Annotated in this window: 26 protein-coding genes and 1 pseudogene; 19 read left to right on the top strand and 8 right to left on the bottom strand. The window is 72.0% G+C overall.

The genetic code is table 11. The features are described 5' to 3' along the window. The first annotated feature begins 48 nt into the window (after nt 1–48). The 8 genes from ACN9MM_RS10045 to ACN9MM_RS10010 all read left to right on the top strand — a co-directional run bounded on the left by ACN9MM_RS10045 (nt 49) and on the right by ACN9MM_RS10010 (nt 6,695). The gene (locus ACN9MM_RS10045) at nt 49–774 is read left to right on the top strand and encodes a helix-turn-helix transcriptional regulator (protein ID WP_426363293.1); all 726 of its coding nucleotides are present in this window, start codon (nt 49–51) and stop codon (nt 772–774) included. Next, the gene (gene sufB / locus ACN9MM_RS10040; RefSeq protein ID WP_426363292.1) at nt 771–2,186 is read left to right on the top strand and encodes a Fe-S cluster assembly protein SufB; all 1,416 of its coding nucleotides are present in this window, start codon (nt 771–773) and stop codon (nt 2,184–2,186) included. Before ACN9MM_RS10045 ends, sufB begins: the two co-directional genes overlap by 4 nt. 166 nt (nt 2,187–2,352) lie before the next feature. Then, entirely contained in the window at nt 2,353–3,534 is a 1,182-nt protein-coding gene (gene sufD, locus ACN9MM_RS10035) for a Fe-S cluster assembly protein SufD (RefSeq protein ID WP_352019154.1), read from the top strand. Beyond that, nucleotides 3,534–3,851 (top strand): bifunctional 3-phenylpropionate/cinnamic acid dioxygenase ferredoxin subunit, encoded by a 318-nt coding sequence (locus ACN9MM_RS10030; protein WP_030692512.1) that lies wholly within the window; start codon nt 3,534–3,536, stop codon nt 3,849–3,851. Before sufD ends, ACN9MM_RS10030 begins: the two co-directional genes overlap by 1 nt. A 7-nt stretch (nt 3,852–3,858) precedes the next feature. Beyond that, nucleotides 3,859–4,623: a Fe-S cluster assembly ATPase SufC gene (sufC, locus tag ACN9MM_RS10025; RefSeq protein WP_033208829.1), complete on the top strand. Its 765-nt coding sequence runs from the start codon at nt 3,859–3,861 to the stop codon at nt 4,621–4,623. Then, on the top strand, nt 4,620–5,888 hold the full coding sequence (locus tag ACN9MM_RS10020) for a cysteine desulfurase (RefSeq protein WP_391016647.1): 1,269 nt from the start codon (nt 4,620–4,622) through the stop codon (nt 5,886–5,888). Before sufC ends, ACN9MM_RS10020 begins: the two co-directional genes overlap by 4 nt. 10 nt (nt 5,889–5,898) lie before the next feature. Beyond that, nucleotides 5,899–6,360: a Fe-S cluster assembly sulfur transfer protein SufU gene (gene sufU, locus ACN9MM_RS10015; RefSeq protein ID WP_190102712.1), complete on the top strand. Its 462-nt coding sequence runs from the start codon at nt 5,899–5,901 to the stop codon at nt 6,358–6,360. Continuing rightward, nucleotides 6,357–6,695, top strand: a complete 339-nt coding sequence (locus ACN9MM_RS10010) for a metal-sulfur cluster assembly factor (RefSeq protein WP_030205917.1) — start codon at nt 6,357–6,359, stop codon at nt 6,693–6,695. The genes sufU and ACN9MM_RS10010 overlap by 4 nt, the downstream gene beginning before the upstream one ends. A gap of 70 nt (nt 6,696–6,765) precedes the next feature. Here the strand turns inward: ACN9MM_RS10010 and ACN9MM_RS10005 are convergent, their stop codons facing one another. Continuing rightward, a complete protein-coding gene (locus tag ACN9MM_RS10005; RefSeq protein WP_426363291.1) occupies nt 6,766–7,839 on the bottom strand; it encodes an oxidoreductase in 1,074 nt (357 codons plus the stop codon). Nucleotides 7,840–7,923: 84 nt separating this feature from the next. On the opposite strand from ACN9MM_RS10005, the gene ACN9MM_RS10000 reads away from it, so the two are divergent. The 4 genes from ACN9MM_RS10000 (at nt 7,924) to ACN9MM_RS09985 (ending at nt 10,147) form a co-directional block, all read left to right on the top strand. Then, the gene (locus ACN9MM_RS10000) at nt 7,924–8,244 is read left to right on the top strand and encodes a DMT family transporter (protein ID WP_382868137.1); all 321 of its coding nucleotides are present in this window, start codon (nt 7,924–7,926) and stop codon (nt 8,242–8,244) included. Further along, entirely contained in the window at nt 8,244–8,846 is a 603-nt protein-coding gene (locus tag ACN9MM_RS09995; RefSeq protein ID WP_426363290.1) for a TetR/AcrR family transcriptional regulator, read from the top strand. The genes ACN9MM_RS10000 and ACN9MM_RS09995 overlap by 1 nt, the downstream gene beginning before the upstream one ends. A gap of 44 nt (nt 8,847–8,890) precedes the next feature. Beyond that, nucleotides 8,891–9,874, top strand: a complete 984-nt coding sequence (dapD, locus tag ACN9MM_RS09990) for a 2,3,4,5-tetrahydropyridine-2,6-dicarboxylate N-succinyltransferase (protein ID WP_426363289.1) — start codon at nt 8,891–8,893, stop codon at nt 9,872–9,874. A gap of 63 nt (nt 9,875–9,937) precedes the next feature. After that, nucleotides 9,938–10,147, top strand: a complete 210-nt coding sequence (locus ACN9MM_RS09985; RefSeq protein WP_190102717.1) for a hypothetical protein — start codon at nt 9,938–9,940, stop codon at nt 10,145–10,147. On the opposite strand, the gene dapA is transcribed toward ACN9MM_RS09985, so the two are convergent. Further along, nucleotides 10,120–11,010 carry a 4-hydroxy-tetrahydrodipicolinate synthase gene (dapA, locus tag ACN9MM_RS09980; protein ID WP_426363288.1) on the bottom strand — a complete coding sequence of 297 codons (891 nt, stop codon included), beginning with the start codon at nt 11,008–11,010 and terminating at the stop codon, nt 10,120–10,122. The genes ACN9MM_RS09985 and dapA overlap by 28 nt on opposite strands. 132 nt (nt 11,011–11,142) lie before the next feature. Here dapA and ACN9MM_RS09975 point away from each other — a divergent pair, with 132 nt between their 5' ends. After that, nucleotides 11,143–11,880, top strand: coding sequence for an SDR family NAD(P)-dependent oxidoreductase (locus tag ACN9MM_RS09975; protein ID WP_426363287.1), 738 nt, complete (start codon nt 11,143–11,145; stop codon nt 11,878–11,880). A 36-nt stretch (nt 11,881–11,916) separates the two neighbouring features. On the opposite strand, the gene ACN9MM_RS09970 is transcribed toward ACN9MM_RS09975, so the two are convergent. Further along, nucleotides 11,917–12,360 carry a GNAT family N-acetyltransferase gene (locus ACN9MM_RS09970; protein ID WP_426363286.1) on the bottom strand — a complete coding sequence of 148 codons (444 nt, stop codon included), beginning with the start codon at nt 12,358–12,360 and terminating at the stop codon, nt 11,917–11,919. Between the two features lie 92 nt (nt 12,361–12,452). On the opposite strand from ACN9MM_RS09970, the gene ACN9MM_RS09965 reads away from it, so the two are divergent. After that, on the top strand, nt 12,453–13,178 hold the full coding sequence (locus tag ACN9MM_RS09965) for an antibiotic biosynthesis monooxygenase (protein WP_426363285.1): 726 nt from the start codon (nt 12,453–12,455) through the stop codon (nt 13,176–13,178). A gap of 49 nt (nt 13,179–13,227) precedes the next feature. Here the strand turns inward: ACN9MM_RS09965 and ACN9MM_RS09960 are convergent, their stop codons facing one another. Further along, the gene (locus ACN9MM_RS09960; protein WP_426363284.1) at nt 13,228–15,063 is read right to left on the bottom strand and encodes an endonuclease/exonuclease/phosphatase family protein; all 1,836 of its coding nucleotides are present in this window, start codon (nt 15,061–15,063) and stop codon (nt 13,228–13,230) included. Nucleotides 15,064–15,273: 210 nt separating this feature from the next. Here ACN9MM_RS09960 and ACN9MM_RS09955 point away from each other — a divergent pair, with 210 nt between their 5' ends. From ACN9MM_RS09955 to ACN9MM_RS09940, 4 genes are all read left to right on the top strand, one after another. After that, nucleotides 15,274–16,737: a hypothetical protein gene (locus tag ACN9MM_RS09955; RefSeq protein WP_426363283.1), complete on the top strand. Its 1,464-nt coding sequence runs from the start codon at nt 15,274–15,276 to the stop codon at nt 16,735–16,737. Nucleotides 16,738–17,006: 269 nt separating this feature from the next. Further along, nucleotides 17,007–18,443 (top strand): alkaline phosphatase PhoX, encoded by a 1,437-nt coding sequence (locus ACN9MM_RS09950; RefSeq protein ID WP_426363282.1) that lies wholly within the window; start codon nt 17,007–17,009, stop codon nt 18,441–18,443. A gap of 62 nt (nt 18,444–18,505) precedes the next feature. Continuing rightward, nucleotides 18,506–19,210, top strand: a complete 705-nt coding sequence (locus tag ACN9MM_RS09945; RefSeq protein ID WP_426363281.1) for a GntR family transcriptional regulator — start codon at nt 18,506–18,508, stop codon at nt 19,208–19,210. A gap of 43 nt (nt 19,211–19,253) precedes the next feature. Next, entirely contained in the window at nt 19,254–20,270 is a 1,017-nt protein-coding gene (locus ACN9MM_RS09940; RefSeq protein WP_426363280.1) for a 1-aminocyclopropane-1-carboxylate deaminase, read from the top strand. Nucleotides 20,271–20,327: 57 nt separating this feature from the next. On the opposite strand, the gene ACN9MM_RS09935 is transcribed toward ACN9MM_RS09940, so the two are convergent. Together ACN9MM_RS09935 and ACN9MM_RS09930 are read right to left on the bottom strand one after the other, a co-directional pair. Beyond that, nucleotides 20,328–21,572 (bottom strand): TerD family protein, encoded by a 1,245-nt coding sequence (locus tag ACN9MM_RS09935; RefSeq protein ID WP_426363279.1) that lies wholly within the window; start codon nt 21,570–21,572, stop codon nt 20,328–20,330. Nucleotides 21,573–21,608: 36 nt separating this feature from the next. After that, nucleotides 21,609–21,848, bottom strand: a complete 240-nt coding sequence (locus ACN9MM_RS09930; protein WP_382868186.1) for a hypothetical protein — start codon at nt 21,846–21,848, stop codon at nt 21,609–21,611. A 55-nt stretch (nt 21,849–21,903) separates the two neighbouring features. On the opposite strand from ACN9MM_RS09930, the gene ACN9MM_RS09925 reads away from it, so the two are divergent. Further along, entirely contained in the window at nt 21,904–22,908 is a 1,005-nt protein-coding gene (locus ACN9MM_RS09925; RefSeq protein ID WP_426363278.1) for an AraC family transcriptional regulator, read from the top strand. A 349-nt stretch (nt 22,909–23,257) separates the two neighbouring features. On the opposite strand, the pseudogene ACN9MM_RS09920 reads toward ACN9MM_RS09925, so the two are convergent. Together ACN9MM_RS09920 and ACN9MM_RS09915 are read right to left on the bottom strand one after the other, a co-directional pair. Next, nucleotides 23,258–23,474, bottom strand: a pseudogene (locus tag ACN9MM_RS09920) (SDR family oxidoreductase); the annotation flags it as partial. Nucleotides 23,475–23,577: 103 nt separating this feature from the next. After that, nucleotides 23,578–24,387, bottom strand: a complete 810-nt coding sequence (locus ACN9MM_RS09915; RefSeq protein WP_426363277.1) for an NAD-dependent epimerase/dehydratase family protein — start codon at nt 24,385–24,387, stop codon at nt 23,578–23,580. Nucleotides 24,388–24,590 lie beyond the last annotated feature (203 nt).

Raw genomic sequence — 24,590 nt, 5'->3', positions numbered from 1 at the left:
ATCCGGCGCCGCTTGTCACCTTCCGATTAATTACGCAACAATGGCGTTGTGAAAAACGTTGGCGCGGCTCCCGTGGAGGAACTCGCGACCCGAGAGCGTTCGACGCGCAACCGGGTCGCGCGGTCGATCCTGGACCACGGTCCCTCGACCGTCGCCGATCTGGCCGAACGGCTCCGCCTCACCCAGGCGGCCGTCCGCCGGCACCTCGACTCGCTGGTCGCCGATAACGTCGTCGAAGCCCGCGAGAAGCGCGTCTACGGGACCCGGGCCCGCGGCCGCCCCGCGAAGGTCTTCGCGCTCACCGACTGCGGCCGGGACGCCTTCGACCAGTCGTACGACTCCCTCGCCGTCGAGGCGCTCCGCTGGATCGAGCGCAACGCCGGAGGGGAGGCGGCCGTCGCCGCCTTCGCCCGCGACCGGATCGAGGCCCAGGCCGGGGCGTACCGCGAGGCCGTCGAGTCGGCCGAGCCCGCCCACCGGACCGAGGCGCTGGCCAAGGCCCTCACGGTGGACGGGTACGCTGCCACTGCGCGGAACGCGCCGGTCGGCGAGCAGCTCTGCCAGCATCACTGCCCGGTGGCCCACGTCGCCGAGCAGTACCCCCAGCTGTGCGAGGCGGAGACGGAATTCTTCTCCCGCCTCTTGGGAACGCACGTCCAGCGTCTGGCCACCATCGCGCATGGTGACGGCGTCTGCACCACGTTCATCCCGCACAGCGCTCCACAGACCACCGAATCAGCATCCGTAAGCACGGCCGGGAGGAACCCCGCATGACCACCGAGATCAGCCACCCCGAGCTCGAGGGCCTGGGTCGGTACGAGTACGGCTGGGCCGACTCCGACGCGGCCGGTGCCACCGCCAAGCGCGGACTGAACGAGGACGTCGTCCGCGACATCTCCTTGAAGAAGAACGAGCCCGAGTGGATGCTGAAGCTGCGTCTCAAGGGTCTGCGTCTCTTCGGCAAGAAGCCCATGCCGACCTGGGGCTCCGACCTCTCCGGCATCGACTTCGACAACATCAAGTACTTCGTGCGGTCCACCGAGAAGCAGGCCGAGTCCTGGGAGGACCTGCCGGAGGACATCAAGAACACGTACGACAAGCTCGGCATCCCGGAGGCGGAGAAGCAGCGCCTCGTCGCCGGTGTCGCGGCCCAGTACGAGTCCGAGGTCGTCTACCACCAGATCCGCGAGGACCTGGAGGAGCAGGGCGTCATCTTCGTCGACACCGACACCGCGCTGAAGGAGCACGAGGAGCTCTTCAGGGAGTACTTCGGCACCGTCATCCCGGTCGGCGACAACAAGTTCGCCTCCCTGAACACGGCCGTCTGGTCCGGCGGCTCGTTCATCTACGTGCCGAAGGGCGTGCACGTCGAGATCCCGCTCCAGGCCTACTTCCGCATCAACACGGAGAACATGGGCCAGTTCGAGCGGACGCTGATCATCGTCGACGAGGACGCCTACGTCCACTACGTCGAGGGCTGCACCGCCCCGATCTACTCCTCCGACTCGCTGCACTCCGCGGTCGTCGAGATCATCGTGAAGAAGGGCGGCCGCTGCCGCTACACGACCATCCAGAACTGGTCGAACAACGTCTACAACCTGGTGACCAAGCGCGCCGTCGCCTACGAGGGCGCCACCATGGAGTGGGTCGACGGCAACATCGGCTCCAAGGTCACCATGAAGTACCCGGCCGTCTACCTCATGGGCGAGCACGCCAAGGGCGAGACCCTGTCCATCGCCTTCGCGGGCGAGGGCCAGCACCAGGACGCCGGCGCCAAGATGGTCCACATGGCCCCGAACACCTCCTCCAACATCGTCTCCAAGTCGGTGGCGCGAGGCGGCGGCCGCACCTCCTATCGCGGTCTCATCGAGATCGGCGAGGGTGCCCCGGGCGCCAAGTCCAACGTGCTCTGCGACGCGCTGCTCGTCGACACGATCTCCCGCTCCGACACGTACCCCTACGTGGACGTGCGCGAGGACGACGTCTCCATGGGCCACGAGGCCACCGTCTCCAAGGTCTCCGAGGACCAGCTCTTCTACCTGATGAGCCGCGGCCTCACCGAGTTCGAGGCCATGGCGATGATCGTCCGCGGCTTCGTCGAGCCCATCGCCAAGGAGCTCCCGATGGAGTACGCCCTGGAGCTCAACCGGCTGATCGAGCTCCAGATGGAAGGCGCGGTGGGCTAGAGCGCCCCGCAGACCAGGCAAACGACCCGGGCTCAGTCGCTGAGCCCCGCGAGCCCGCCGCACGACGGCAGGTCCCCGGCCGGCGCCGCAAGGCGTCCGGCCGGACCCGCCGCCCGCACGGGGCGGGCCCGTAAAGACGAGGCAGGAAGAGAGCAAGACGACAGCCATGGCTGAGGCTCAGAACATCCCGGCGGGCTCCACCACCGCCGGCTCGATCGCGGTGGCCGCCGAGTCCACCGTCGCCACGCGCATGAGCGCGCCCCCGTCCTTCGACGTCGCGGACTTCCCCGTCCCGCACGGCCGCGAGGAGGAGTGGCGGTTCACCCCGCTGGCGCGTCTGCGCGGCCTCCACGACGGCACCGCCGTCGCGTCCGGCGAGGGCGTCAAGGTCGAGGTCGAGGCCCCCGAGGGCGTCACCGTGGAGACCGTCGGCCGTGACGACGAGCGCCTCGGCAAGGCCGGCACGCCCGTCGACCGCGTCGCCGCCCAGGCGTACTCCTCCTTCGAGAAGGCCGCGGTCGTCACCGTCGCCAAGGAGGCGGTGCTCACCGAGCCGATCCGCATCTCCGTGCACGGCCAGGGCGGCGTCGCCTTCGGCCACCAGGTGATCGAGCTCGGCGCCTTCGCCGAGGCCGTCGTGGTCATCGACCACACCGGTGACGCCGTGCTCGCCGCCAACGTGGACTACGTCCTCGGCGACGGCGCCAAGCTGACCGTCGTCTCCGTCCAGGACTGGGACGAGAAGGCCGTCCACGTCGCCCAGCACAACGCGCTGGTCGGCCGTGACGCCTCCTTCAAGTCGGTCGTCGTCACCTTCGGCGGCGACGTCGTCCGCATCCACCCGCGGGTGCAGTACGCGGCCCCCGGCGGCGAGGCCGAGCTCTTCGGCCTGTACTTCACCGACGCCGGCCAGCACCAGGAGCACCGCCTCCTGGTCGACCACAACACCCCGCACTGCAAGTCCAACGTGGCCTACAAGGGCGCGCTGCAGGGCCAGGACGCGCACGCCGTCTGGATCGGCGACGTGCTCATCCAGGCCGCCGCCGAGGGGACCGACACGTACGAGCTCAACCGGAACCTGGTCCTCACGGACGGTGCCCGGGTCGACTCCGTGCCGAACCTGGAGATCGAGACCGGCGAGATCGCCGGCGCCGGCCACGCCTCGGCCACCGGGCGCTTCGACGACGAGCAGCTCTTCTACCTGATGGCCCGCGGCATCCCGGAGGCCGAGGCCCGTCGCCTCGTCGTCCGCGGCTTCTTCGCGGAGCTCGTCCAGCAGATCGGTCTGCCGGACGTCCAGGAGCGGCTCCTCGCCAAGATCGAGGCGGAGCTGGAGGCCTCCGTCTGATGGCCTTCGTCCGAGTCTGCGCGCTGAGCGAGCTGGAGGCCGACACCCCGAAGCGGGTCGAGGTCGACGGCACGCCGGTGTCGGTCGTGCACACCGAGGGCGAGGTGTACGCGATCAACGACATCTGCTCGCACGCGAACGTCTCCCTCTCGGAGGGCGAGGTCGAGGACTGCGCGATCGAGTGCTGGCTGCACGGCTCCAGCTTCGACCTGCGCACCGGCAAGCCCTCCGGCCTTCCCGCGACGCGCCCCGTCCCCGTATACCCCGTAAAGATCGAAGGGGACGATGTGCTCGTCTCCGTCACCCAGGAGTCCTGAGTCACCCATGGCTACGCTTGAAATCCACGACCTGCACGTCTCCGTCGAGGCGGAGAACGGCCCCCGCGAGATCCTCAAGGGCGTCGACCTGACCATCAAGCAGGGCGAGACCCACGCCGTCATGGGCCCCAACGGCTCCGGCAAGTCGACCCTGGCGTACTCCCTCGCCGGTCACCCGAAGTACACGGTCACCGGCGGCACCGTCACCCTCGACGGTGAGGACGTCCTGGAGATGTCGGTCGACGAGCGCGCCCGCGCCGGCGTCTTCCTGGCCATGCAGTACCCGGTCGAGGTCCCCGGCGTTTCGGTCTCCAACTTCCTGCGCACCTCCGCCACCGCCGTCCGCGGCGAGGCGCCCAAGCTGCGCACCTGGGTGAAGGAGGTCAAGTCCGCGATGGAGCAGCTCCAGATGGACCCGGCCTTCGCCGAGCGCAACGTCAACGAGGGCTTCTCCGGCGGTGAGAAGAAGCGCCACGAGATCCTCCAGCTGGAGCTCCTCAAGCCGAGGATCGCGATCCTCGACGAGACCGACTCCGGCCTCGACGTCGACGCCCTGCGCATCGTCTCCGAGGGCGTCAACCGCGTCCGCGAGACCGGTGAGGTCGGCACCCTGCTGATCACCCACTACACGCGCATCCTGCGCTACATCAAGCCCGACTTCGTGCACGTCTTCGCGAACGGCCGCATCGCCGAGTCCGGCGGCGCCGAGCTCGCCGACCAGCTCGAGAACGAGGGCTACGACAAGTACGTGAAGGGTGGCGCGTCCGCGTGACTTCTGCCCATCAGGGGCTCTCCGGCCTCCTCGACACCGAGGCGATCCGCAAGGACTTCCCGCTCCTGGATCGCGTGGTCCACGACGGCAAGAAGATCGTGTACCTCGACTCCGCGGCGACCTCGCAGAAGCCGCGGCAGGTCCTCGACGCGCTCAACCAGTACTACGAGCGTCACAACGCCAACGTCCACCGCGGCGTGTACACGGTCGCCGAGGAGGCGACGGCGCTGTACGAAGGCGCCCGTGACAAGGTCGCGGCCTTCATCAACGCGCCGAGCCGCGACGAGGTGATCTTCACCAAGAACGCCTCCGAGTCGCTCAACCTCGTGGCCAACATGCTGGGCTGGGCCGACGAGCCCTACCGCGTCGACCACGAGACCGAGATCGCCATCACGGAGATGGAGCACCACTCCAACATCGTGCCGTGGCAGCTGCTCTCGCAGCGCACGGGCGCGAAGCTGAAGTGGTTCGGCCTCACCGACGACGGCCGTCTCGACCTCTCGAACATCGAAGAGGTCATCACCGAGAAGACCAAGATCGTCTCGTTCACGCTGGTCTCGAACCTGCTGGGCACGATCAACCCGGTGGAGACCATCATCCGCCGCGCCCAGGAGGTCGGTGCGCTCGTCTGCATCGACGCCTCCCAGGCGGCCCCGCACATGGTCCTGGACGTGCAGGCGCTCCAGGCCGACTTCGTGGCCTTCACCGGCCACAAGATGTGCGGCCCGACCGGCATCGGCGTGCTGTGGGGACGGCAGGAGCTCCTGGAGGACCTCCCGCCCTTCCTCGGCGGCGGCGAGATGATCGAGACCGTCTCGATGCACTCCTCGACGTACGCGCCGGCCCCGCACAAGTTCGAGGCGGGTACGCCCCCGATCGCCCAGGCCGTCGGCCTCGGCGCGGCCGTGGACTACCTGTCGGCGATCGGCATGGAGAACATCGCGCGCCACGAGCACGCGATCACCGAGTACGCCGTCCGGCGCCTCCAGGAGGTTCCCGACCTGCGGATCATCGGCCCCACCACGGCCGAGGACCGCGGCGCGGCGATCTCCTTCACGCTGGGCGACATCCACCCGCACGACGTGGGCCAGGTCCTCGACGAGGAGGGCATCGCGGTCCGGGTCGGCCACCACTGCGCGCGGCCGGTCTGTCTGCGGTACGGAATTCCTGCGACCACGCGGGCGTCGTTCTATCTGTACTCCACCCCGGCCGAGGTCGACGCCCTGGTCGCGGGTCTGGAGCACGTACGGAACTTCTTCGGCTAGGGGACGGCTCGTGAAGCTGGATTCGATGTACCAGGACGTCATCCTGGACCACTACAAGCACCCGCACGGGCGCGGTCTTCGGGACGGCGACGCCGAGGTGCACCACGTCAACCCGACGTGTGGTGACGAGATCACGCTCCGCGTCAAGTACGACGGCTCGCGCATCGAGGACGTGTCGTACGAGGGCCAGGGCTGCTCCATCAGCCAGGCCTCGGCGTCCGTCCTCAACGAGCTGCTCGTCGGCAAGGAACTGGCCGAGGCGCAGAAGATCCAGGGCACCTTCCTGGAGCTGATGCAGTCCAAGGGACAGATCGAGCCGGACGACGCGATGGAGGAGGTCCTGGAGGACGCGGTCGCGTTCGCCGGGGTCTCCAAGTACCCGGCCCGTGTGAAGTGCGCGCTGCTCAGCTGGATGGCGTGGAAGGACGCGACCGCCCAGGCGCTGGGTGAAGCGGAGAGGAAGTCGGCATGACCGAGAACGCCGAGGCCACGATGAAGCCGGCCTCCGAGGAAGAAGTCCGTGAGGCGCTGTACGACGTCGTCGACCCCGAGCTGGGCATCGACGTCGTCAACCTGGGCCTGATCTACGGCATCCACATCGACGACTCGAACGTCGCGACGCTGGACATGACCCTGACGTCGGCGGCCTGCCCGCTGACCGATGTGATCGAGGACCAGGCGAAGTCCGCGACGGACGGCATCGTCAGCGAGCTGAAGATCAACTGGGTCTGGATGCCCCCGTGGGGTCCTGACAAGATCACGGACGACGGCCGCGAGCAGCTGCGCGCGCTCGGCTTCAACGTCTGATCGCGAACGTACGTGAGAACGGCCGCGCCCTTCGGGGCGCGGCCGTTCCGCGTCTCCGGAGCCGTCGCGGCTAGAGGAGTCCGGCCGCGCGGGCCAGTTCCGGCGCCAGGTTCTCCTTGCGGATGCGCTGGTCGACGTAGAGCAGGCCGGCGACGAGCGCGGGGAAGAGGGAGACGATCGCCTGGCTGACGAGCTGGCCGATGGCGAGGAAGCCGAAGAGGACCGCGAAGGAGGCGATCAGGGCGCCGGAGTCGTCACCGGAGAAGTCGACGGCCGCCAGGGGTGCCGTGATCAGCAGGGACAGCAGCTGCTGGATCACCCAGCTCGCCACGGAGGCCATCAGGCCGACGAGGAGCAGCGAGCCGAAGATGCGCCACCACGAGCCGCGGACCAGGACCGATGAGCGGCGCATCGAGGCGATGGCGCCCTGCCCTTCCATCACCGCCGCCGCCGGGGCCAGGCTGAACTTCACCCAGATCCAGAGCGCGAGCGGGGTGATGAGCAGGGCCACGACGATGGCGACCAGGGGAATGATCCACAGGCCGTTCTCCAGGCTGTCCGCGGAGTCGGCCGCGGTCGCGAGGAGCGCGGCGAACGTGCCGACGAAGGCCACGACGGCGAGGGCGAGCGGGATCGCCAGGGCCAGGCTCGTCAGCAGCACCGTGCCCAGGACGGACGGCATCCGGGCCCAGGAGCGGCGCCAGAGCGTGCCGAAGGCGAGGGGCCGGCCGAGGACGGCCTCCTGGAGCACGGCCGGGGCGGCCGCCGCCACGACGCCGTTGGCGCAGATCATCACGAGCATCGCGACGAGCCACACGCAGACGAAGGCGACGATCAGCGGGCGGATGTCGTCCCACCGCGGGTCCTGGCCGGACGGCACGTCGAACACGGCCGGGAAGAGGTCGCCGACGGCGGCGTACGCGATGCCGAGCGCCGCCCCGACGAGCAGCAGCGCGGCGCCGTAGACGGTCCCGGTCACGCCGAGCAGCTGCTTCCAGTGGCGGCCGAAGGCGCCGAAGGCCCCGGACAGGATGGTGCCGAGGGAGAGCGGCGCCAGGGGTATCACGCCGGGCTTCGGCGGCGGGGGCGGCGGCGGGTAGCCGTAGCCGTAGGGAGGGCCTGGCGGACCTGGAGGATACGTCATGCGGGACACCGTATCGGGGACCGTGCGTACGCCCGTGCCCATATATGTGTACGGCCGTACGCAACGCTGTGTACGCTCGTACGCATGGGTTACGGACTCCTTGCGGGCGCCATCGCTGCGGAGATACTCGCCACCACCTCGATGAAGTACAGCGAGGGCTTCACGAAGCTCTGGCCCTCGCTCGTCACCGGCGCCGGCTACCTCATCGCCTTCGCGCTCCTCGCCCAGGCGCTCAAGACGCTCCAGGTCGGCACCGCCTACGCCATCTGGTCCGGGGTCGGCACCGCCGCCGTCGCCGTCATCGGGTTCCTCTTCCTCGGCGAGAGCCTGGGCGCCGCCAAGATCGCCGGAATCCTGCTCATCATCGCCGGGGTCGCCGTCCTCAACCTCGGCGGCGCGCACTGATGGCCCGGACCCGGCGGTACGACCCCGGGCGGCGCGAACGGATCGTCGACGCGGCCCTCACCGTCGTCGGCCGCGCCGGGCTCGGCGGCCTCAGCCACCGCACGGTGGCCGCCGAGGCCGACGTGCCGCTCGGCTCCACCACGTACCACTTCGCCTCCCTCGACGAACTCCTCGTCGCCGCCCTCCGCAAGGCCAACGAGGGCTTCGGGCGGCTGCTCCGCGAGCACCCCGCCCTCACCGCCCCGGACACCGGCCTCGCCGCCGCGCTCGCCCGCCTCCTGGGGGAGTGGCTCGGCGGCGAACGCGCCCGCGTGGAGCTGGAGTACGAGCTCTACCTCGCCGCCCTGCGCCGCCCCGCCCTGCGCCCGGTCGCCGCCGAATGGACCGAGTCCGTCGTCACCGCCCTGGCCCACCGCACCGACCCCGTGAGCGCCCGCGCCCTGGTCGCCGTCATGGACGGCATCTGCCTCCAGGTCCTGCTCACCGACGGCGACTACGACGAGGAGTACGCGCGCGAGATCCTCGCGCGCGTCCTGAACGAAGCACCGAAACCGCCGCTCGCGGGCTCGTCGGAACCTCCCGCGGACCCGACCGACACCTGAGACCGGTTGGCCCGGGCGGGGGCCCGCCGGTTAGGTTTTCCGTCATGACCACTGCTCCTCGCACCACCGGCGCCGTCGCCGCCGGCCTCGCCACCATCGCCGGCGACGGCACCGTTCTCGACACCTGGTTCCCCGCCCCCGAGCTGACCGAAGCGGCCGGCCCGGCCGGCACCGAGCGCCTCACCCCCGACGAGGCCGTCAACGCCCTCGGCGAGGGCGCCGCCAAGGCCCTCGGCGTGGACGCCCGCCGCGGCGTCGAGGTGGTCGCCGTCCGCACCGTCATCGCCTCGCTCGACGAGAAGCCGATCGACGCCCACGACGCCTACCTCCGCCTCCACCTGCTGAGCCACCGGCTGGTCAAGCCGCACGGCCAGAGCCTGGACGGCGTCTTCGGCCTGCTCGCCAACGTCGCCTGGACCTCGCTCGGCCCGGTCGCCGTCGACGACATCGAGAAGGTCCGGCTCAACGCCCGCGCCGAGGGCCTGCACCTCCAGGTGACCTCGATCGACAAGTTCCCGCGCATGACCGACTACGTCGTGCCCGCCGGCGTCCGCGTCGCCGACGCCGACCGCGTCCGCCTCGGCGCGCACCTCGCCGCCGGCACCACCGTCATGCACGAGGGCTTCGTCAACTTCAACGCCGGCACCCTCGGCACCTCGATGGTCGAGGGCCGCATCTCCGCCGGCGTCGTCGTCGGCAACGGCTCCGACATCGGCGGCGGCGCCTCCACCATGGGCACCCTCTCCGGCGGCGGCAACGTCGTCATCTCGATCGGCGAGCGCTGCCTGATCGGCGCCGAGGCGGGCGTCGGCATCGCGCTGGGCGACGAGTGCGTCGTCGAGGCCGGTCTGTACGTCACCGCCGGCACCCGGGTCACGATGCCCGACGGCCAGATCGTGAAGGCCCGCGAGCTCTCCGGCGCCTCGAACATCCTCTTCCGCCGCAACTCGGTCACCGGCGCCGTCGAGGCCCGCCCGAACAACGCGGTCTGGGGCGGCCTGAACGACATCCTGCACAGCCACAACTGATGCCGGTGACCGTGCGTTGACAGAGCGCAGGGTCACCGCACGTGGACAAGGCGAGGAGTCGACATGAGGACGAGGCCCACGGTCACCGGAGTGCTCACGGCGGCGGCCGTCCTGCTGCCGGCCGGCACGGCCGCCGCGGACGAGACGCACAGCCACTCGCACAACGGACCGAACGTCTCCCTGATCTCCACCGGGCAGATCGACGACCCGCTGGAGGACGTCCTGGAGCACGCCGCGATCCTCGGTCACACCACCACGAGCGACTCCGCCTGAACCAGCGCCTCGTGCGCCGCCCGCAGCCCGTCGGCCGTCTCCCGGCCGGCGGGCTGCAGCGGTTCCCGCACCGGACCGCCGAGCAGCGCCTTCACGGTCACCGTGCCCGGCAGGCCCGAGGCCATCATCAGCTCCGCCAGCGGCAGCGTCCGGGCGTTGAGCCGGGCCGCGCCCGCGGTGTCGCCCGCGTCGAAGGCGTCCAGGACCGCGCGCAGCTGACGCGGCGCCACGTTCGCCACCGTACTGACGTAGCCCGCGCCGCCCACCGCGTACAGCGGCAGGTTCAGTTCCTCGCAGCCCGAGTAGTACGCGAGCCCCGTCTCCGCGATCAGCCGGGCCGAGCCGAGCAGGTCGTACGAGCAGTCCTTCACCGCCACGATCCGCGGGTGCCGGGCGAGCCGCCGCATCGTCGCGGGCTCGACCCGGGTGCCGGTGCGGCCGGGGATGTCGTAGACCATCACCGGAAGCCCGGTCGCGTCCGCGACCTTCAGGAAGTGCGCCTCGACGGCCGCCTGCGGGGGACGGCTGTAGTACGGGGTGACGACCAGCAGCCCGTCCGCGCCCGCCTCCTCGGCCTGCCGGGCGAGCTCCGCGGTGTGCCGGGTGTCGGCCGTGCCCACCCCCGCGACGACCGAGGGGCCGGAGCCGACCGCCGCGCGGACGGCACGGAGGAGCGCGGCCTTCTCGGCGTCCGTGGTGGTCGGCGACTCACCCGTCGTGCCGTTGAGGACGAGGCCGTCGCAGCCCTCCGCGACGAGCCGGGCGGCGAGCTCCCCGGCCGCGTCGAGGTCGAGCGCGCCGGCCGGGGTGAACGGGGTGACCATCGCGCAGAGGGCGCGCCCGAAGGGGCGTTCAGTGTTCATCCGAGAAGTCTGTGCGCGAACGACCGTGAAGGTCCACTTAGATCTGCTTGGTTCGAAAATTCAGTTTCTGTGAACGATGGCGTCTGGCATGATCGGCCGGGCGCGACAGGGGGAGAAGGAGAACAGCACACCATGAGCGAACAGCGCGTCGCACTCGTCACCGGCTCGTCCTCGGGCATCGGGGCCGCAGTCGCCCGACGGCTCGCCGACGCCGGCTACCGGGTCGTCGTCAACTCCGCGCGGTCCGTCGAAGCCGGTGAGGCGCTCGCCGCCGAACTGCCGGACGCCGTCTACGTCCGGGCCGACGTCTCCGACGAGGCGCAGGCCACGGAACTCGTCACGGCCGCGGTCGAGGCGTACGGCCGCCTCGACCTCCTCGTCAACTGCGCGGGCACCACCCGGTTCATCCCGCACGACGACCTCGAAGCCGCCTCGCCCGAGGTCTGGCGCCACCTCTACGACGTCAACGTCATCGGCGTCTGGCAGACCATCACCGCCGCCGTCCCGCACCTGCGGAAGACCGGCGGCAGCGTCGTGACCGTCTCCTCCCAGGCGGGCGTCCGGCCGGGCGGCAGCTCCATCCCGTACGCCGTCTCCAAGGCCGCCGTCAACCACATGACGAAGCTCCTCGCCAAGACCCTCGGCCCCGACATCCGCGTCAACGCGGTCGCGCCCGGCCTCATCGACACCCCCTGGTTCGACGGGGTGGAGGGCGCCGAAGCGGCCAAGGAGCACGTGGCCGGCGTCGTCCCGCTGCGCCGGGTCGGCCGCCCCGAGGACATCGCCGGGGCCGTCTTCGACCTCGCCCACGCCTCGTACATCACCGGCGAGGTGCTCCTCGTCGACGGCGGCGGGCACCTCCTCGGCTAGGGCCTGTCCTCCGGACCAGGCCAGGGCGCACGGGCCCTAGAGCGCCAGTTTGAAGCCGTCGTGGCTGCGGGCGAAGCCCAGCGAGGCGTAGAAGCGGTGGGCCTCGGTCCGTCGCTTGTCGCTGGTCAGCTGGACGAGCGCGCAGCCGCGTCCCCTCGCCCGCGCCACGGCACGCTCCATCAGCTCCCGGCCGAGTCCGCCGCCGCGCCGGTCGGCCCTGATCCGGACCGCCTCGATCAGGGCCCGCTCGGCGCCGCCCTTGCCCAGGCCCGGGATGTACGTGGCCTGGAGGCAGCCCAGGACGAGATCGCCGTCCATCAGGACCAGCATCTCGTTGCGCGGATCGCCCTCGATGTCCGCGAAGGCCCGCTCGTACGCCTCGGTGACGACGACTGCACCGGGGTCCACGACCCTCTCCTCGTCGGCGAGCAGGGCGAGGACGGCGGGCAGTTCGGCGCGGGTGGCGGGGCGAAGGATCATGGCGCGAAGTCTCCCACGGTGGAACCCCTTGACCTCAACCAAGGTTGAGGGAGGAGGGTCGGGTCATCGAACCGAGCAGGAGGAGACACCCCATGAACGCCGTCGCGCACCCCGATGCCCGCCCCGATCTGCACCGCCCCGGAGTCGGCGCCGTCCTCGTCAGCACCTGGCGGGTCGGCACCCCCGAGCGCCAGCGCGCCGCCGTCGAGGCCATCCGGACGGCCTGGGAGAGCCGCGCGTGGCCCGACCTCGGACTGCTCTCGTACAGCGTCCTCGCCGGCACCGACGGGGACACGCTGCTGCACTACTCGCAGTGGACCGAGCAGGGGGCCTACGACGACTTCGTGCGCACCTACCGCGACGACCGGAACGCCGAGATCGACGCCGCCGTCCCCGGCATCGAGCGGGTGGAGCTCCGCCGCTACGGGCGGATCCACCGTTCCACCGTCCGCCGCGCGACGAGCACGGGGGAGCTGCCCGGGGTCGTCGTGATCGTCGAGGCCGACTTCGACCCGGCAGGGGACGCGGCCGGCGCGGGACAGCGGGAGGACTGGGTGGACGGTGTGTTCGCCGCCCTGGACGAGGACGCGGCGACGCGGCCGGCGCCCGGCGGCGTCAGCGGCCAGTTCCATCTGTCCACCGACGGCGCCCGGGTCCTGAACTACGCCGAGTGGGAGAGCGAGCAGGCCCACGTGGACTGGCTGGCGGACGAGGCCCCGCTGAGCGAGGCCTGGAAGCGGGTGCAGCACGACCCGCGGCTCACGGGCGGCCGGGTGCGGCGGTACACGCCCGCGCTCAGTCTGAGCGCGGGCGTGTGACCTGACGTGCGACCTGACGTGTGGGCCGGGCGTCTGACCCGGCGGGCCGTCAGGGGCGGAAGCGCAGGACCTGCGGGTCGTGGTCGCTGTCCTGGTCGGCGAACTCCGCGTTGATGTGGACGCTGTCGTACTCGAAGTGGTGGACGCCCGGGCTGGTCAGGATCTGGTCGAGGACCTGGGTGTTGCCCTGGTACACGTACGAGTAGCGCTCGCTGCGCGGCAGCGACTTCACGGCCGGGTACAGCGCGCCGTCCTCGGTCAGCGCCTGCGTCGTCCCCGAGAACTCGAAGTCGTTGATGTCGCCGACCACGAGCACGTCGGCCTGCTTGTCGATCGCGGTGATGTCCTTCACGAAGGCGTTGACGGCCTGCGCCTGGAGCAGGCGCTTCGCCTCGGAGGAGCGGGTCGGCGGCTGGTGGTGGGAGACGATGGACTCGTCGCCGCCCTTCGAGCCGAAGTGGTTGGCGATCACGAAGACCGTGCGGCCGCGGAAGACGAACTCGCCCGCGAGCGGCTTGCGGCTGGCCTCCCAGGCGGCGTTCGCCGGGTCGACGCGGCCGGGGGAGAGGGTCAGCGCGGCGCGGCCCTTCGAGCCCGTCACGGCGGTGGCGGTGGTCGCGTCGCCGCCCGCGCGGTCCGTGAAGGAGACCCGCTCGGGGTTGAAGAGGAAGACCTGACGGATGTTGCCGCCGGGCTCGCCGCCGTCCTTGCCGTTCTCCGGGTCGATCGAGCGCCACTCGTACGCCGGGCCGCCGGCCGCCACGATCGCGTCCGTGAACTTCTTCACCGTCACGTCGGCCGCGACCGTGCCGTCGTTCTTGGCGCCGTTGTTGTCCTGGATCTCCTCCAGGGCGACGATGTCGGGCGAGGCGAGGTTCTCCACGACCGCCTTCGCGAGCGCGTCGAACTTCTCCTGCGGGTCCGTCGGGTCGAGGTTCTCGACGTTGTACGTCGCGACGGCCAGCTCGTTCTTGTGCTGCTTGTCCGTGGTCTCGCGCTCCAGGCCGTTGTCGACGACCGTGCCGAGGGTACGGGCGGTCAGGGTGTAGCCGCCGAACTGGTTGAAGTCGAGCGGGCCCTCGGTGGCGCCGGTCAGCCGGTCGCCCACGTTCGCCTTGGGGAACGGCTGCTGGGCCAGCGGGGTCAGCGACTGGATCTGGAGCCGGCCCGTGTTCTGGGACTCGTACGAGCCGTAGACCGTGCCGCCGCGCAGGTTGCGGTTCTCCCACGGCTTCACCGTCACCCAGAGCTCCGCGTACGGGTCGGTGGCGCCGACCACCCGCGAGGAGCCGATCGCGACGTTCATGCCCTCCAGGGACTCGTAGTGGTCCAGGGCGTACGTCTCGGGGTCCAGGGTCAGGCCGTTGATCGAGCCGCCCGCGGCCGGGTCGCCCTCGGGGGCGTACTCGTCGGGGACCGACCACGCCGAGATCGTCACCGGGGCCGGGACCGGGTTGCCCTTCGACACCACGGTGACCACGGGCTTCGAGATCTGGGTCAGCGACTGGTTGCCGGAGGTCAGGCCGCCGGGGACGTACTCGGTGACCGTGCCGTTCAGGCTGACCGCGTCGCCCACGGCGACGGTCGGGACCGAGCTGGTGAAGACGAAGACGCCCTCGCTGGTGGCCGGGTTCGCGTCCGCCTCCGGGTCCTGGATCCAGAAGCCGCGCGAACCGTAGGTGCGGACGCCGGTCACGATGCCCGTGACGCCGGTGACCTGCTTGCCGACGAGGGGGGAGACGCGCGTCGTGCCCTGGATGTCGTGGATACGGACGCCGGCGGCGTCCTCCGCGACGGCGCTCGACGAACCCGCGAGCAGGCCGGCGGCGAGGGCGGAGGCGACGACGGCGGAGACGGCCGCGAATCTCGGTATGGACGAAGACATCAAAGGCTCCGGAGGGTGCTTGGAGGAACGGCAGATGAATCTACGCGCGTCAATCTCTTGCGAGAGCGGTGGACTTGTCAAGAGTCGACGGGTGTACGAAGGCTGACGGATCCGTGAACCGACGGACGGGGGTCCGGATGCGTCTACGCTGAGGACCGCTCTCCGAGCCCCTTCACCATCACCCACGCACGCGTCGAGGAGACCCCCCAGATGTCAGCGGAGCACCCCACCCTTCCCCCCGTTCGGCTGCGTGCGGACGCGGAGCTGGCGCGGGACGCCCTGGCCGCCCCCCTCCTCGCCCAGGCCGTCCGGCTCGCCCGCTGGGCCGGGCCCGCGACCCGGGTCGACGCGGGCGGCGAGCTCGTCGACGAGCAACTCCCCGAGGCCGCCGAGGTCCTGGGCCTCGCCGACGACGAGGACGGCGAGACCTGGGCCGGCGACGCCTGGCGGCTCGCCGTCGACACCGGTCTCGTCGCCGTCGAGGACGGGGAGGAGCGCGAGGACGCCGACGTCCCCGGGCGGGCCGGTCCCGGCGAGAACCTCGCGCTGGTCACGGGCGGTTCGCCGCAGGACGTCCTCGGGCTCTGGCTGGACGGCTTCGACGCCGTCTTCGCCGACGCCGTCGCCCCCGTCCTCGACGACCTCGACGCGATCGTCGGCGAGGACGGCGAGATCGACTTCGAGGCGCTCGACTGGGACCCCGAGGCGGAGGCCGAGTTCCTGGAGGGCGTCCTCGGCAACCTCTACCTGCTGACCGTCAGCGAGGGCGGCGCCGGCGAGGGCCCCGTGCCGCTGCCCGCGCTCGCCGCGTCGATGGTGGTCCCCGACGACATGGGCGAGCCCACCGACGACGTCCTGGAGCAGGTCTCGGACGCGATGATGCGGCTCGACGAGCAGTTCCGGCTGCTCGAACCGATCGGGCTCGTCGAGTACCAGCCCGTCGACGAGGCCCTGATGGCCGAGGAGGGCGAGGAGCCCGAGCCGCCCGTCGACGACGAGGACGTCACCCGCTACGGCATGGTCCGGCTCACCCCGCTCGGCCTCTACGGCATCCGGGCCCGGATGCTGGAGGCCGGCGTGGACGCGCCCGCCGTCGGCGACCTGACGGACAAGGGCGCCGACGCGCTCCTCGACGGGATCGCCGGCTACCCGGAGGCCGCGGCCCGCGAGGAGACCGCCGCGTGGCTGGCCGGCCGGGACGCGCTCGGCGCGGCGCGCGAGCTGCTGCACGCCGCGCGGGGCGCCGACGCGGGCTCCCCGCTCCGCCGCCTCCACTGCCAGCAGACGCTCTCCCTCGTGGGCGCCGATGCGGAGCCCGCCGTCCGCGAGGTCCTCGACGACGCCGAGCTCGGCGGCCTCGCCCGGGTCTGGCTCGCCGAGCGCGGCGCGGCGGACGTGCCCGCGCCGCCGGAGTCGATGATCTTCTGGCTGGCGATCGACACGATCGCGGCCCAGCTCGACTCGGACGGCGACCTGCAGGAGCTCCAGGAGCTGATCGAGGGTCTGACCGGCCGCCACAGCGGCTTCTTCGAGGCGGCCTGGCGGGTGGAGCACCCGGCGACGGCGGAGGTCCTGGAGGCGATGGGCCGCCTGCACCGGGACAAGGCGACGGCGAAGGAGGCCCGCAAGTCGGCCTTCAAGGCCCGCTCCCGCACGGGCTCGCCGAGCGCCTGACGCCCGCGCGGGGCGTCGGCTCTGACCGGGGCGTCGGCCCTGACCGGGGCGTCGGGCCTGCGCGATGCCGGGCGGCACGCCGCCCGGCCCCGGGCCCCGGCGGCTGTGGGCCCGGCGCGCAGGGGCTGTGGGCCCGGCGCGCAGGGACGCTCGCCGTGCGGTCACGTGGGGGGAAGCCCGGTGGTGTTCCCGTGGTGTTCAGGCGGTGTTCTCGGAGGCGCGGGAGGGTGGCCCGCGAGATCCGGCCACCACAGGGAGACCCCACCACCATGCCGCTCAACCGCAGAGAGTTCACCAAGCAGTCCGCCGTCGCCGGTGCGGGCCTCGCCCTCACCGGTGTCGTCGGGGCTCTCGCCACCGCGCCCGAGGCGCTCGCCTCCGACGAGCCGGAGGCGTACGGGGCCGGGCACGGCCACGGTCACCACCACGGGCACGCGCTCGGGTACGGCCCGCTGGTCGCCGACCCCGACGGGATGCTCGCCCTCCCCGAGGGCTTCTCGTACCGCGTCGTCACCCACAGCGGCGTGACCCGCCTGGAGTCCGGCGAGTTCACCCCCTCCAACCACGACGGCACCGCCGCCTTCGCCGGCCCGCGCGGCACCACGTACCTCGTCAACAACCACGAGCTCAAGGGCCCCCGCGCCTCCTGGCCCCACCCCGTCCCGCTCACCGAGGGCCTCGTCTACGACCCGGCCGCGGCCGGCGGCTGCACCGTCGTCGAGGTGCACCGCGACGGCAGCGTCGCCGAGTGGGTCGGCATCGCCGGCACCTCCACCAACTGCGCGGGCGGCCGCACCGCCTGGGGCACCTGGCTGACCGGCGAGGAGACCGAGGACCTGGCCGGCAAGAACGGCATGACCAAGGACCACGGCTACATCTTCGAGGTCGACCCGCGCGACCGCCGCGCCAACCTCGCCCCGAAGCCGGTCAAGGCCTTCGGGCGCTACGCCCACGAGGCCGTCGTCATCGACCCCAGGCACGGCCACGCCTACCTCACCGAGGACGCGTCCGGCCCCAACGGGCTGCTCTTCCGCTGGGTGCCGCCGCAGGGCTTCGAGCACGGCCGCGGAAAGCTCCGTACCCTCGCCGACGACGCCGGCGTGCTCCAGGCCTTCAAGTGCATCGACGCCTCGGGCCGGTTCGTGGACGACCTGTCCCGCGCCACCCGGATCGGCACCGTCTACGGCGTCGACTGGGTCGACGTCCCCGACCGTGACGCCCGCACCACCCCCGTCCGCAAGCAGTTCACGGCCGGCCAGGTCACCCGCGCCCGCAAGCTGGAGGGCATGTGGTGGGCCGACGGCGGCGCCTACGTCGTCTCCTCCTACGCGCGCGAGGAGAGCCCCGGCACCGCGCACGACGGCCAGGTCTGGTTCTACGACCCCAAGCGCCGCACCCTCACCCTCAAGGTGCTCCTCGGGGTGAACGCGGCCCCGGACGAGGACGGCGCCTTCGACGGCCCCGACAACATCACCGTCTCCCCGTACGGCGGGCTCGTCATCGCCGAGGACGGCGAGGGCGTCCAGCACCTCTTCGGCGCGACCGACTCGGGCCGCACCTACCCGATCGCCCGCAACGACCTCAACGGCAGCGAGTTCACCGGCGTCGTCTTCTCGCCCGACGGCGACACGCTGTTCGCCAACATCCAGGACCCGGGCATCATGGTGGCGATCACCGGCCCCTGGCGCCGCCAGCCCCGACGCTGAGACAGTTGAGGCCGAAACTGATCTCTGGTCAGTCCATGGACTGACATCTAACATGTCAGTCCATGGACGCACTGCGGCCCGTGGGCCGGACCCTGCTGCGTGACCGGGCCTACGAGGCGCTGCGCGAGGCCATCGTGCGCGGCGACCTCGCCCCCGGCGCCTCGCTGAAGGACGCCGATCTCGCCGACCGGCTCGGGCTCTCGCGCGCACCCGTGCGCGAGGCCCTGGCCCGGCTCGGCGACGAGGGGCTCGTCGAGTCCAAGCCGCAGAGCTACACCCGGGTGACCCGGCCGGTCAGCCGGGTCGTCCGGGACGCCGCCTCGGTGGTGCGGGTGATGCACGAGCTCGCCGCCAGGACCGGCGTGCCGCTGCTCGGCCCCGAGGGCATCCGGACCATGCGCGAGGCCAACGAGCGCTTCGCCGCCGCCGTCCGCGCCTCCGACGTGGAGGCCGCCCTGGACGCCGACGACGAGCTCCACCAGGTCCTCGTCGTCGCCAGCGGCAACCACGCCGCAGCCGCCACCATCGCGCGGTACACCCCGCTGATCCGCCGTGTCGAGCGGCGTCTCTTCGGCGACGCCGGGAGCTGCGGATCGGCCGAGCTGCACGCCCGGCTCATCGAGGCGTGCGCGGCGGGGGACGCGGAGGAGGCGGTGCGGGTCACCACGGAGATCTGGGCCGCCCTCGAACAACTGGCGGACGACGCGATCGAGGTGGCCGAGGTCACCGGCATCCCGGCACCCGTCGATCCTCCCGAGCGGCCGTAGCGCGTCCAGGACCTCCAGCCGTCGCCACCCACCGGGAGCCGCCATGCCGATCACCGACTTCGACCGCTACCCGCTCCTCTTCGGGCCCTCCCCGGTCCACCCGCTGGAACGGCTCACCCACCACCTCGGCGGCGCCACCCTCTGGGCCAAGCGCGAGGACTGCAACTCGGGTGTCGCCTACGGCGGGAACAAGACCCGCAAGCTGGAGTATTTGGTCGCCGACGCCCTCGCCCAGGGCTGCGACACCCTCGTCTCCATCGGCGGGGTCCAGTCCAACCACACCCGCCAGGTCGCGGCCGTCGCCGCCCGCGCCGGCCTCAGGTGCGTCCTCGTGCAGGAGAGCTGGGTCGACTGGCCCGACTCCGTCTACGACAAGGTCGGCAACATCCTGATCAGCCGCCTCGCGGGCGCCGACGTGCGCCTGGTGAAGGCCGGGTTCGGCATCGGCTTCAAGGAGAGCTGGGAGCAGGCCCTGCGGGAGGTCGAGGAGGGCGGCGGGAAGCCGTACGCGATCCCGGCGGGCGCCTCCGACCACCGGCTCGGCGGCCTCGGCTTCGCGAACTGGGCGTACGAGGTGGCCGAGCAGGAGCGCGAGCTCGGCGTCTTCTTCGACACGGTCGTCGTCTGCTCGGTGACCGGCTCCACCCAGGCCGGCATGGTCGCGGGCTTCGCCGCGCTCGCCGAGGAGGGCGGCCCGGCCCGCCGGGTCATCGGGATCGACGCCTCCGCGAAGCCCGTGCCGACGCACGAGCAGATCACCCGGATCGCCCGGGACACCGCCGCCCTCATCGGCGTCGAGCGCGAGGTGACGGCGGCCGACGTGGAGCTGGACGAGCGCTATCACGCCGGGGTGTACGGCGTCCCGGACGAGACCACCCTCGACGCGATGCGGCTCGCCGCCCGCACCGAGGGCATGGTCACCGACCCCGTCTACGAGGGGAAGTCGATGGCGGGACTGGTCGACCTGGTGGACCGGGGGGAGATCGGCCGGGACTCGACCGTGCTCTACGCCCACCTCGGCGGCCAGCCCGCCCTCAACGCCTACAGCGCGCTGTTCTGAGGCCCGCCGGGCCCCGCCCGGGACCCGGGCGGGACCCTCAGCGCCGGTGCCTCGCTCCTACAGCGCCTGGGCGGCCGGCTTCACCATGCCCCGGACGGTCCGCGACTTCACGAACTCGCCCATGGCCGTCATCTCCCACTCGCCGGAGAACTGCTTGATCAGCTTGGCCATCATCACGCCGGTCTGCGGCTCGGCGGTGGTGAGGTCGAAGCGGACCAGCTCTTCGCCCGTCGCCGCGTCGATCAGCCGGCAGTAGGCCTTGGCGACCTCGGTGAACTTCTGACCGGAGAAGGAGTTGACGGTGAAGACCAGGCCGGTGGCGTCGGCCGGGAGCCGGCCGAGGTCGACCGTGATGACCTCGTCGTCGCCCGCGCCCTCGCCGGTGAGGTTGTCGCCGGAGTGCTTGACCGAGCCGCCGAGGATGGTCAGCTTGCCGAAGTAGCAGCTGTCCAGGTGGTTGCGCTGGGGGCCGTACGCGATGACGGAGGCGTCCAGGTCGATGTCCTTGCCCCGGTACGCGGGCTCCCAGCCGAGGCCCATCTTCACCTGGGAGAGCAGCGGCCGGCCGCCCTTGACCAGGGACACCGTCTGGTTCTTCTGGAGGCTGACCCGGCCCTTGTCGAGGTTGATCTTGCCGGTGGAGACGGGGGCGGCTGCCGGGGGCGCGGCCGGCGGGGCCGGGGCGGCGACGCGCGGGTCCACGGGGGCGGCGGGCGGCGCGGGCGGCACCGGCGGGGCGACGGGGGCCGGAGCGGCCGGGGCCGGGGCGACGGGTGCCGGGGCCTGGGCGGCGGCGGGCTCGTCGTCCACCGAGACGCCGAAGTCGGTCGCGATGCCGGCGAGCCCGTTCGCGTACCCCTGACCGACCGCACGGGCCTTCCACGCGCCGTTGCGCAGGTAGATCTCGACGACCACCAGTGCCGTCTCCGTGGCCAGCTGCGGCGGTGTGAACGTGGCGATCACGGTGCCGTCGTCCGCGTTCCGGATGGTGGCCGTGGGCTCGATGCCCTGGAAGGTCTGGCCCGGGGCGTCCGGGCTCGCGGTGACGACGATCCTCTCGATGCCGGCGGGGAGGGCGCCGGTGTCCACCTGGATCGCGTCGGGCGCGGTCCCGCCGCCGGAGCGGTAGGTGACACCGGGCCCGGCCGGCTGGTTGTAGAAGATGAAGTCGTCGTCCGAGCGGACCTTGCCGTTGGCGCCGAGCAGCAGGCCCGAGACGTCGAGCCGCACGGGGGCGGCCACGTCCACCGCCACGCGCGCGGCGGTGAGAGGGATGTTCGAGCCGGGGGTCATAGCGGTCATGCCAGGGCTAACGATCCGGGTCCCTTTGCCGTTCCCTTACCCGCGCCCGGTTCGGCCGGTCCGGTTACGCGGGTGGTCCCTGGCCTGGCGTTCGTTGCCGAAGCGGTACGCGCCCGTCCAGCGGGCCATGACCAGCTGGGCGTCGCCCGTCTCCACCTCGGCCAGGAACTTCGCGGCGCGCCCGCCGCGCAGCACGCCCGCGGCGCGGCCCCGGTGGGTGAGGACGACGGAGCCGTCACGGCGCTGTTCGTAGGTGAATCCCTCGGGTCGTGGCATGCCGCGCATCCTGCCGTTCCCGGTCAGATCCGTCATATGAATATTCTTTCGGTCCATGGGGAGTGTGGGGGCCGCGCGCGGCGCGGGTGCTGTGGGCGGGAGCTCGTTCCGGACGGGCGACGTGGACGAGGCGCGCGTGGAGCTCGACGCGCGCTACTACGCGAACCGCATGGCCGTCGTCGACCGGGAGCGGCGCCCCTTCGCGGCCCGCTTCGACACCGTGGCGCTCGGGCCGCTGGTCATCGGCGACCTCAGCTGCGGCGCCGACGTGCGGATGAGCTTCGGGGAGCTCGGCGCGTACCACCTGAACGCGCCACTGAGCGGGACGATGGAGATGCGCCAGGGCAGCGGCTCCCGGATCGTCGCGACGCCCGCGGAGGCGCTGCTCCTCGACCCGGCCGGGGACACCTTCCTCGACCGCTGGAGCGGGGACTGCCGGACCCTGTCGGTGAAGGTCGGGGCGGCCGAGCTGCGCGACCGCCTCGAACAACTGACGGGACGGCCGCCGCGCGGCCCGCTCGTCTTCGCGCCCCGTCTGGACATCACGCGCGGCCCGGGCCTGAGCTGGGTGCGCTTCGCCCGCCAGGTCGCCGCCGAGGCCCTGGCCGGTGAGGGCCTCGCCACGCACGAGCTGGTCGCCAGACCGCTCCAGGAGGCGCTCCTGAACGGACTCCTCCTTGCCGCCGAGCACCCCTGGCGCGAGGCGCTCGCGCACCCGGGTGAGGTGCGGCGCCCGGCCCCCGTCAAGCGCGCGATGGACGCGGTGCGGGAGCGCCCGGAGCACCCGTTCACGACCACCGAGCTCGCCGCCCTGGCCCGGGTGAGCGTGCGCCGCCTCCAGGAGTCCTTCCGGGAGTACGTGGGGATGTCGCCGATGGCGTACGTGCGGGAGGTCCGGCTGGACCGGGTCCGCGAGGAGCTGCGGGCGGCCGCGCCGGACGAGGTCAGCGTGAGCGAGGTGGCCTGGCGCTGGGGCTTCGCCCACCAGGGCCGGTTCGCGGCCCGCTACCGGGAGCGGTTCGGCGAGTCGCCGTCCCGCACGCTCCGGTCGGGCCGCTGACGGCCGCCGGGGGTGTCGGCACGGCCGCCCCGGCCTCCGGCGGGGTGACGGGGGCTCTGACGGGGTGACGGGGCCCTGACCGGGGCGACGGGGCCCTGACGGGGCGATCGGGGCCCTGACCGGGGCGCCGGGGCCCTGACGGGGTGACGGGGCGCGTTCACGGGTGGGCACGTGCTTCTTTGCGCCAACCCACCGCGCAATCCGGACAGCTGCCGCGTTCCGCGGCTCGCGATGATCTTCGGCCGCGCCTACGGTGAGCTGGTCAGGTGCGCCGAGGCGCGCACTGCGACCCGGGCCCCGGCCGGCTCCCCCGTATCAGTCCGGCCGGGTCCTGCGTAACCCCCGCTGCTCACGCCAGCCCTCCGTTGCTCATCAGCAGCTGCCCGTTGACCCACTGGCCCTCGGGGGGGCAGAGGAAGTCCACCAGGTGCGCGGTGTCCCGAAGCGTGCCGAGGCGGCTGAGTGGGGTCTGCCGGACCATCTCCTGCCGGAGCCCCGCCGTCATCCAGCCGGTGGCCCGGGGTGACGGCGTTGGCCGTGACCCCGAGATGCGCGAGCTCCCGCGAGCCGACGGTGCGGCCGACGCCGGTGACGAGGGCGAGTGGACGGGGCGCGGGGTGTCTCCTGAGTCGCTGCGGTCCGGCGGGCGGGTGTGGGCCGGGGGCCGGGTCAGTGCGGCCAGCGGGGCGGGTCCACGCAGAACCGGCCGCCGAGGTAGAGGTCGTCGGGGCTGCCCTCGGGCGGGAGGCCCTGCTCGGCGATCAGCTTCTCCGCGTACGGCTCCGAGTCGTCCCGCGGCGCGTAGCCGAGCGCCCTGGCCGCGGAGAGGTCCCAGTACGCGCGCGTGTTTGCGGACGAGCCGTACACGACGGTGTGGGCCACGTCCTCGGCGCCGAGCGCGGCGTGCAGGAGCCGGGCGCAGTCGGCGGGGCTGAGCCACAGCGAGAGCATCCGTACCGAGGTGGGCTCCGGGAAGCAGGAGCCGATGCGGAGGGAGACCGTCTCGATCCCGTGCAGGTCCCAGTAGAGCTGGGCCAGGTCCTCGCCGAAGCACTTGGAGAGGCCGTAGAAGGTGTCGGGCCGGTGCGGGGTGCCGACCGGGATCGGGTCCTCGCCCTCGCGCGGGCGCCGGGTGAAGCCGACGGCGTGGTTGCTGGAGGCGAAGACCACGCGCCGGACGCCCTCCTCGCGGGCGGCCTCGTAGAGGTGGTGGGTGCCGGCGATGTTGGCGGCCAGGATCTTCTCGAAGTCGGCCTCCAGGGAGATGCCCGCCAGGTGCACGACCGCGTCGACGCCCCGGACCGCCTCGCGCAGCGCCGCGCGGTCCGCGAGGTCGGCGACGATCGCGTCCGGTGCCCCGGGCACGGGGGCGGCGTCCAGGAGGCGGAGCGCGTAGCCGTACGGGGGCAGCAGCTCCCGCATCAGCGTGCCGACGCCCCCGGCGGCGCCGGTGAGCAGGACGGTGCGGGGTGCGGACATGGAGCGGGTCTCCTCCGTCGAGTGCCATGCACATGAGTGCGATTCACAACCGTGGACACGCTAGGGAGGGCTCCGACGGAGCGTCAAGAACCTTTATGGAGGTGTGCAATCGCCTTGACCGGCCGATCGGCGCTGCTCTAGCGTGCGTGAGGTCAGCGTTCATGCATATGGATGAAAATCATGACTGTGCACGACGGATTCTC

It is taken from the genome of Streptomyces sp. E-08, assembly GCF_049913095.1.
Taxonomy (GTDB): Bacteria; Actinomycetota; Actinomycetes; order Streptomycetales; family Streptomycetaceae; genus Streptomyces.
Note: the sequence above shows the minus strand (reverse complement) of the source record. Positions and strands in the feature narration are given on the sequence as shown.